7 protein-coding genes are annotated in these 7,361 nt (G+C 72.8%); all 7 read right to left on the reverse strand.

The window, feature by feature from the left end; genetic code table 11:
• Positions 1-1,077 (reverse strand): cell division protein FtsZ (ftsZ, locus tag OZN99_RS21305; protein WP_270937261.1); only part of this gene is annotated, 1,077 nt, incomplete at its 3' end.
• A 72-nt stretch (positions 1,078-1,149) separates the two neighbouring features.
• The gene (gene ftsA, locus OZN99_RS21310; protein ID WP_270937262.1) at positions 1,150-2,442 is read right to left on the reverse strand and encodes a cell division protein FtsA; all 1,293 of its coding nucleotides are present in this window, start codon (positions 2,440-2,442) and stop codon (positions 1,150-1,152) included.
• Positions 2,439-3,248: a cell division protein FtsQ/DivIB gene (locus OZN99_RS21315; RefSeq protein ID WP_270937263.1), complete on the reverse strand. Its 810-nt coding sequence runs from the start codon at positions 3,246-3,248 to the stop codon at positions 2,439-2,441. Before OZN99_RS21315 ends, ftsA begins: the two co-directional genes overlap by 4 nt.
• A 73-nt stretch (positions 3,249-3,321) precedes the next feature.
• A complete protein-coding gene (locus OZN99_RS21320) occupies positions 3,322-4,242 on the reverse strand; it encodes a D-alanine--D-alanine ligase (protein WP_270937264.1) in 921 nt (306 codons plus the stop codon).
• Entirely contained in the window at positions 4,239-5,138 is a 900-nt protein-coding gene (gene murB / locus OZN99_RS21325) for a UDP-N-acetylmuramate dehydrogenase (protein WP_270937265.1), read from the reverse strand. Before murB ends, OZN99_RS21320 begins: the two co-directional genes overlap by 4 nt.
• Before the next feature lie 8 nt (positions 5,139-5,146).
• Entirely contained in the window at positions 5,147-6,589 is a 1,443-nt protein-coding gene (murC, locus tag OZN99_RS21330) for a UDP-N-acetylmuramate--L-alanine ligase (RefSeq protein WP_270937266.1), read from the reverse strand.
• A partial coding sequence (locus OZN99_RS21335; protein ID WP_270937267.1) for a glycosyltransferase occupies positions 6,590-7,361 on the reverse strand: 772 nt, incomplete at its 5' end. It lies immediately after the preceding gene.

Raw genomic sequence — 7,361 nt, forward strand, 5'->3', positions numbered from 1 at the left:
CGCCGGCTGCGCGGGCGCGGCTGCGGGCGCCGCCACGGCCTGCACCGGCACCGCCGCGCCGCCGCCGACCGCGACCAGCTTCGGCCTTTCGGCTTCCCGCGCCTCGCGCGCATCGATGCCGGTGGCGACGACGGAGACGCGGATGCGCCCGTTCATGCTCTCGTCGATGGAGGAGCCGAAGATGATGTTGGCGTCCTCGTCCACTTCCTTGCGGATGCGGTTCGCGGCCTCGTCCACCTCGAACAGCGTCATGTCGTAGCCGCCGGTGATGTTGATCAGCACGCCACGCGCGCCGCGCATGGAAGTGTCCTCCAGCAGCGGGTTGCTGATCGCCGCCTCGGCCGCCTTCACCGCGCGGTCGTCGCCCTCGGCCTCGCCGGTGCCCATCATCGCCTTGCCCATCTCCGCCATCACCGTGCGGATGTCGGCGAAGTCGAGGTTCACCAGCCCCGGGTTCACCATCAGGTCGGTCACGCCGCGCACGCCCATGTAGAGCACGTTGTCCGCCATCTTGAAGGCTTCCGCGAAGGTCGTGCGCTCGTTCGCCAGGCGGAAGAGGTTCTGGTTCGGGATCACGATCAGCGTGTCCACGAACTGCTGCAGTTCCTCGATACCGGCATCGGCGGACTTCTTCCGCTTCGGCCCCTCGAAGTCGAAGGGCTTGGTCACCACGCCGACGGTCAGGATGCCGCGCTCGCGCGCCATGCGCGCGATGACCGGAGCGGCGCCAGTGCCGGTGCCGCCGCCCATGCCGGCGGTCACGAAGACCATGTGCGCGCCCTCCAGGTGGCGCGCCAGCTCCTCCGTCGCCTCCTCCGCGGCGGCGCGGCCGATCTCGGGCTTGGCACCGGCGCCGAGGCCCTGCGTCAGGTGCGGGCCGAGCTGCACGCGGCGGTCGGCCTTGCTGTTCACCAGGCTTTGCGCGTCGGTGTTGGCGACCAGGAACTCCACGCCCTCCAGGCCCATCGAGACCATGTTGTTGACGGCGTTGGTGCCGCCGCCGCCCACGCCAACCACGCTGATGCGCGGCGTGAAATCCGTGTGCTGGTGCGATGGGATGGTGAGGTTCAGCGTCATGGGTCGGGCCTCTCCTGGAGTCTCAGCCTTGCTTGCCGGCAGGCTTGGTTGTGGGGGTGGCGGGCGGGCGCATCACGCGCGCACCCGAAGCCAGTCGAAGACGCGGCGGAACATGCCGCGCGGACGATCGGGACCGGGGGCGACATCCACGATCGGGCGCCCCTCGCCGGCCGCCCAGGCGAGCAGCCCGATGGCCACGGAGAAGGGCGGGCCGCCGGCAGTCTCCGGAAGGCCGCGCACCGAGCGCGGGCGACCCAGCCGCACCTGCCGGTCCAGCACGCGCGCGGCGAGTTCCCGCGCGCCGATCAGCTGCGCGCCGCCGCCGGTCAGCACCACGCGTGTGCCGGCTTCCTTGGCGACGCCGGCCTGCTCCAGCCGGTCGCGCACGAACTCGAAGGTCTCCTCGAGCCGCGGTCGGATGATGTTGACGATCATCGCGCGCGGGATGCGGGCGATGTGGTCCTCGTCCTCGCCGACCAGCGGGACCGGCAGCATCTCCCGCTCGTCGTCCTGCGAGACCAGCGCGCCGCCATGCAGCGTCTTGAGGCGTTCCGCATGGTTGATCGGCGTGGACAGCACGCGCGCGAGGTCGTTGGTGACCTGCCAGCCGCCCACGGGGATCTGGCTGGTGTGGATCAGCTGGCCTTCCGCGAAGACCGCGATGGAGGTGGTGCCGCCGCCCATGTCCACCACCGTCGCGCCGATGCGCTTCTCGTCCTCCACCAGCGTCGCGAGCCCCGCGGCGAAGGGGGCCGAGACCAGTTCCTCCACCTCCAGGTCGCAGCGCGCGAGGCAGGTGCCAAGGTTGCGCAGCGCGGCCTGCGACGCATCCACCAGATGCACGCGCGCATCCAGCGTGTCGCACACCATCCCGCGCGGATCCTCGACGCCGGGCGTGGCATCCACGGTGAAGGAGACGGGCGCGCCATGCACCGTCTCCCGCCCGTCCTCGTGGCCGCGGCGGCGGCCTTCCGCCAGGATCGCCCGCAGGTCGGCATCCGTCACCGCGCGGCCGCCGATCGGCCACTGCACGTGCAGCAGCCGCGAATCCGGCTGCCCGCAGGAGAGGTTAACGATCGCGCCGGAGAGCTGCGTGTCCGACATCTCCTCCGCCTGGCCGACCGCTGCGCGGACGGCGCGCTCCGCCTCTTCCAGGTCGATGATGCTGCCGCCCTTCACGCCACGGCCGCGCTGCCAGCCGAAGCCGAGCACGCGCGGCTCGCCGTCGCCCTCGATGCGCGCCACCAGACACACGGTCTTGGTCGTGCCGATGTCGAGCACGCCGAAGGCGCCCGAACGCGCGCCGCGGCGCTTGCGCTCCGGCGCGGCCTCGACGGGGACGGGAAGGCGGGACAGGGCGTTCATCCGCGGTTCCCCGCCGCCCGGCGCTGCTGCGGCGGCGGCTCCGGCGTGGGCGGCTGGCGCAGCACCAGGCGGTCCGGCAGGCGCATGTCGATGGCCACCAGCGGGCGGTCGAGCAGCGCGTTGCGCTGGTGCAGCTCCGCCAGCCGGTTCAGCGCCGGCGCTTCCTGGCCTTCCGGCAGCAGCACGTCGGTGCCGCTGTGCAGGCGCAGATTCCAGCGCCGCTCGCCGACGCGCACCAGCGCCTGGGTGCGGTCCAGGATTGGCTGATGCGCGAGCAGCAGTTCGTAGAGCGCCCAGCCATGGCGTTCCGCGCCGGCCCCGACCACCAGGGGCAGTCGGCCGAAGGCGTCCAGCGTCTCGGTCGTGACCACCTTGCCGTCCCGGTCGATCACCGCGAAGCGGCCCTGGTGCTGCCAGATCGCGAAGGGTGTGCGCTCGGTCAGGCGGACCAGGATGGTGCCAGGCAGGTGGCGCTCCACATGGGCGCTCTCGACCCAGGCGATCGTCTCCAGCCGCGCTCGCGCGTCGCTGGGCGAGAAGGCGAGGATCGGATCGCCACGGGAGACGCCGACGGCCGCCAGGATCAGCTCCCTCGGGGTGTTGCGGCGGCCTTCCACCACGACCTCGCGCACCTCGAAGCCGGCGGCGTCGCCGAGCGCCGCGGCATTCTCCACCAGCGCCTGCACGCGGCCCGCCGGATCCGCGAGGTAGAGGCCAATTCCCACTGCGCCGAGCGCGCCCGCGCCCAGCAGCATCAGGGCCGCCGGCTTCGCCAGCCCGCGCCGGCGCTTCAGCCACAGCCGCAAGCTGCTCGGCCGATCCGGCTCCCGGCGCGGGCGACCGCCGAGGGCGCCGCTGGGCCGGCCGGCGGTGAGTGCGCTACGCGCCACCGCGTGCCTCCCGCACCATCCAGGCGCAGAGCTCGGGGAAGGCGATGCCGACATGCGCGGCCTGTTCCGGCACCAGGCTGGTGCGGGTCATGCCGGGCTGCGTGTTCACTTCCAGGATGTAGAGCCGCCCGGGTTCCCCGGCGGTGTCGTCGTAGCGGAAATCCGCGCGCGACACGCCGCGGCAGCCGAGCGCCTGGTGCGCGCGCAACGCGACCTCCATCGCCTGGGCGCGGATCTCCGGATGCACCGGCGCGGGCAGGGTGTGGCGGCTGCCGCCATCGGCGTATTTCGCCTCGTAGTCGTAGAACACGTTGCCGGTGGCGATCTCCGTCACCTCGAGCGGCCGGTCGCCCATCACGGCGACGGTCAGCTCGCGGCCGGGGATGTAGGCCTCCGCCATGATGCGGCGGTCGTAGCGCCAGGCGCGCGCGATCTCGCCGCGGCGGTTGTCGCCCTCGCGCAGGATCTCGACGCCGACGGAAGAACCCTCGTTGACCGGCTTCACGACATAAGGGCGGGGCAGCGGATCCTCGGCCTCCAGTTCCTCCGGCGAGACGATGCGCGACGGCGCCACCGGCAGGCCGGCGGCGGCGAAGGCGGCCTTGGCCGCGGCCTTGTCCATCGCGATGGCGGAGGCGCGCAGGCCGGAATGCGTGTAGGGCAGGCCGAGCCAGTCCAGCACGCCCTGGATGCAGCCATCCTCGCCGAACCGGCCATGCAGCGCGTTGAACACCACGTCGGGCTTCGCCGCCTGCAGCGCCGCGATGACGGCGCCGAGGTCCTGGCCGACATCGATCGGCGTCACCTCGAACCCGGCCTGGTGCAGGGCGCTCACGACCTGCTTCCCGGTATTCAGGCTGACCTCCCGCTCGGCCGAGACGCCGCCGTGCAGGACCGCGACACGGGTCATGGCGCGACCTCGCCGATCCGCTTGATCTCCCATTCCAGCGCGACCCCGGACTGCGCCAGGACCCGCGCGCGGATCTCCTCGCCCAGCCCTTCGATATCGGCCGCCGTCGCGCCGCCGGTGTTGAGCAGGAAGTTGGCGTGCAGCTCGGAGCATTGCGCGGCACCGCGCCGCAGCCCGCGGCAGCCGGCCGCGTCCACCAGCTCCCACGCCTTGCGCCCGGGCGGGTTCTTGAAGGTGGAGCCGCCGGTGCGCGACCGCACGGGCTGCGTCGCCTCGCGTGCCGCGCGGATTTCCGCCATGCGCGCCGCGATTGCCGCGGCGTCGCCGGGCGCGGCGCGGAACCTCGCGCGCACGACCACGCCGCGCGAAGGCAGCACGGCCTTGCGATAGGCGAAGCCGAACTCCGTGGCGGAGAGGCGCAGCAGCCCTTTCGGGGTCGCCACCTCCGCCCAGTCCAGGATGTCCTTCACCTCAGTCCCGTACGCCCCCGCGTTCATCGCGATGGCGCCGCCCACCGTTCCCGGGATCCCCGAGAGAAACTCGACTCCGCCGAGCGACGCGGCCGCCGCATGTTCCGCCACCGTCGCATCCAGCGCCGCGGCGCCGGCGACGAGGCCGTCCTTCTCCGTCTCGATACCGCCGAACGCGCGTCCGGCAAGGCGCAGCACCACGCCGCGCACGCCGCCGTCGCGCACGATGAGGTTCGATGCCGAGCCGATCACCGTCAGCGGCACGGTATCCGGCAGGTCGCGCAGCAGCAGCAGCAGATCGTCGAGGTCGGCGGGCCGCACCAGCCACTCCGCCGGTCCGCCCACGCGGAACCAAGTGAAGGGCGCCAGCGGGGCCCTGGCCTGCACCCGCCCGCGCAGCGGCGGCAGCGTGGCCTCTGCCTGCATGCCCGGCCTCATTTGCTGCCACCCACCACGCGCGGCCGCGTGCGCGCCTGCAGCGCGGTCAGCTGCTCCGGCAGCGCATGCGCCCAGCCCGTGATGTTGCCGGCACCGAGGCAGACCACGTAGTCGCCCGGCCGGGCAATGGCGTTCACCATCTCCGCCAGGCTGTCAGGCCCGGGCAGCGGCACGACGGAACGATGCCCGCGCGCGCGCAGCCCCTCCACCAGCGCGTCGCGATCGACGCCCGGGATCGGCTGCTCGCCCGCGGCGTAGATATCCGCGACGATCACCGTGCCCGCATCGTTCATGCAGGTGCAGAAATCCTCGAACAGCGAGGCGAGGCGCGAATAGCGGTGCGGCTGCACCACCGCGATCACGTCGCGCGCGCCGGCCTGCCGGGCCGCCTTCAGCACGGCCGCGATCTCCACCGGGTGATGCCCGTAATCGTCGATCACCGTGATGCCGCCGGCTTCCCCGATGCGGGTGAAGCGGCGCTTCACGCCCTTGAACCCGGCCAGCGCGGTGCGGATGGTCTGCTCGTCCACGTCCATCTCGATGGCGATGGCGATGGCGGCCAGCGCGTTCTGGACGTTGTGGTGGCCGAGCATGGGCAGGCGCATCGGCTTCAGCGTGCGGGCGCGGCCGGTGCCGCGGTCGCGCACAACCACCTCGAAGGTGGCGCCCATGCGGTCGGTGATCACGCGCTCTGCGCGCACATCGGCCTGCGGCGAGAAGCCGTAGGTGATGATGCGGCGATCCGACAGGCGGGGGATCATCGCCTGCACTTCCGGGTGGTCGGCGCAGAGCACGGCGAAGCCGTAGAACGGGATGTTGCCGACGAACTGCGCGTAGCCCTCGCGCATCGCCTCCGCGGTGCCCCAGTGGTCAAGATGCTCCGCGTCCATGTTGGTGACCACGGCGACCACGGCGGGCAGCTTCAGGAAGCTGCCGTCGCTCTCGTCGGCCTCCACCACCATCCAGTCGCCGGCGCCGAGGCGGGTGTTGGTGCCATAGGCGTTGATGATGCCGCCATTGATCACGGTGGGATCGAGCTTCGCCGCCTCCAGCACGGCGGCGACCAGGCTGGTGGTGGTGGTCTTGCCGTGGGTGCCGCCGATCGCGACCGACCATTTCAGGCGCATCAGTTCGGCCAGCATCTCGGCCCGCCGCACCACCGGCACCAGCCGCGCACGCGCCGCCTGCACTTCCGGGTTGTCCCGCTTCACAGCGGTGGAGACGACGACCACCTGCGCCGCGCCCAGGTTCTGCGCGTCGTGCCCGACCGCCACCGGGATGCCGGCCTCGCGAAGGCGCGCGACGTTGTAGCCCTCGGAGATGTCGCTGCCCTGCACCTGGTAGCCCAGGGTGTGCAGCACCTCTGCGATGCCGGACATGCCGATGCCGCCGATGCCGACGAAGTGGATGGGGCCGATCGAGAGCGGCAGGGCGCGCATTCAGCGGGACTCCACGGGCGCGTCCGCGCGCAACAGGGATTGCAGAAGGTCGGCCAGGCGCCGCGCTGCCTCGGGATGCGCTTCCTTCGCGGCGGCCGCGGCGGCGCGCACCAGCACGGAGGGGGTGGCGAACAGCGACTCCAGCTGCTTCGCCAGCGCCTCCGCCGTGAAGGCGGGCTGCGGAATCACCCATGCCGCGCCGGCGCCCGCGAGCGCCCGGGCATTGGCGGTCTGGTGGTCGTCGATCGCATGCGGCAGCGGCACCAGCACGGCCGGTCGGCCGGCGCAGGCGAGCTCCGCCACGGTGGAGGCGCCGGCCCGCGCGATCACCAGATGCGCCATGGCCAGCCGCGTCGCGATGTCGCCGAAGAAGGGCGAGAGGTCGGCCGGCACGCCGGCCTCGCGATACGCGGTCTCGACCCGCGGCAGGTCCTCCGCGCGCGTCTGCTGCGTCACCACCAGGCGGCCGCGCAGAGCCTCCGGCAGCGCCGCCACGGCGCCAGGGACGATGTCGGCGAAGATCCGCGCGCCGAGCGAGCCGCCCAGGACCAGCAGCCGGATCGCGCCCTCCTCGGCCGGAGGCGCGTAGCCCTGGCCGGCCAGTGCGGCGAGGGCAGGGCGGACGGGGTTGCCCACCACCACCGCCCGTGCCGAAGCCGGCACCCGCGCGGTGTCCTCCACCGACAGCGCGAGCAGGTCGGCGCCCGGGGCCAGCAGCCGGTTGGCGCGGCCCAGCACGGCGTTCTGCTCGTGCAGCGCCGTCGCCGGCCGG

This window comes from Falsiroseomonas oryzae (assembly GCF_027856955.1).
GTDB classification, from domain to species: Bacteria; Pseudomonadota; Alphaproteobacteria; order Acetobacterales; family Acetobacteraceae; genus Falsiroseomonas; species Falsiroseomonas oryzae.

Excerpts from the sequence above, each read along its gene's own strand:
- murC (WP_270937266.1), bottom strand. The coding sequence starts at position 6,589 with ATGCGCGCCCTGCCGCTCTCGATCGGCCCCATCCACTTCGTCGGCATC.
- murB (WP_270937265.1), bottom strand. The coding sequence starts at position 5,138 with ATGCAGGCAGAGGCCACGCTGCCGCCGCTGCGCGGGCGGGTGCAGGCC.
- OZN99_RS21320 (WP_270937264.1), bottom strand. The coding sequence starts at position 4,242 with ATGACCCGTGTCGCGGTCCTGCACGGCGGCGTCTCGGCCGAGCGGGAG.
- ftsA (WP_270937262.1), bottom strand. The coding sequence starts at position 2,442 with ATGAACGCCCTGTCCCGCCTTCCCGTCCCCGTCGAGGCCGCGCCGGAG.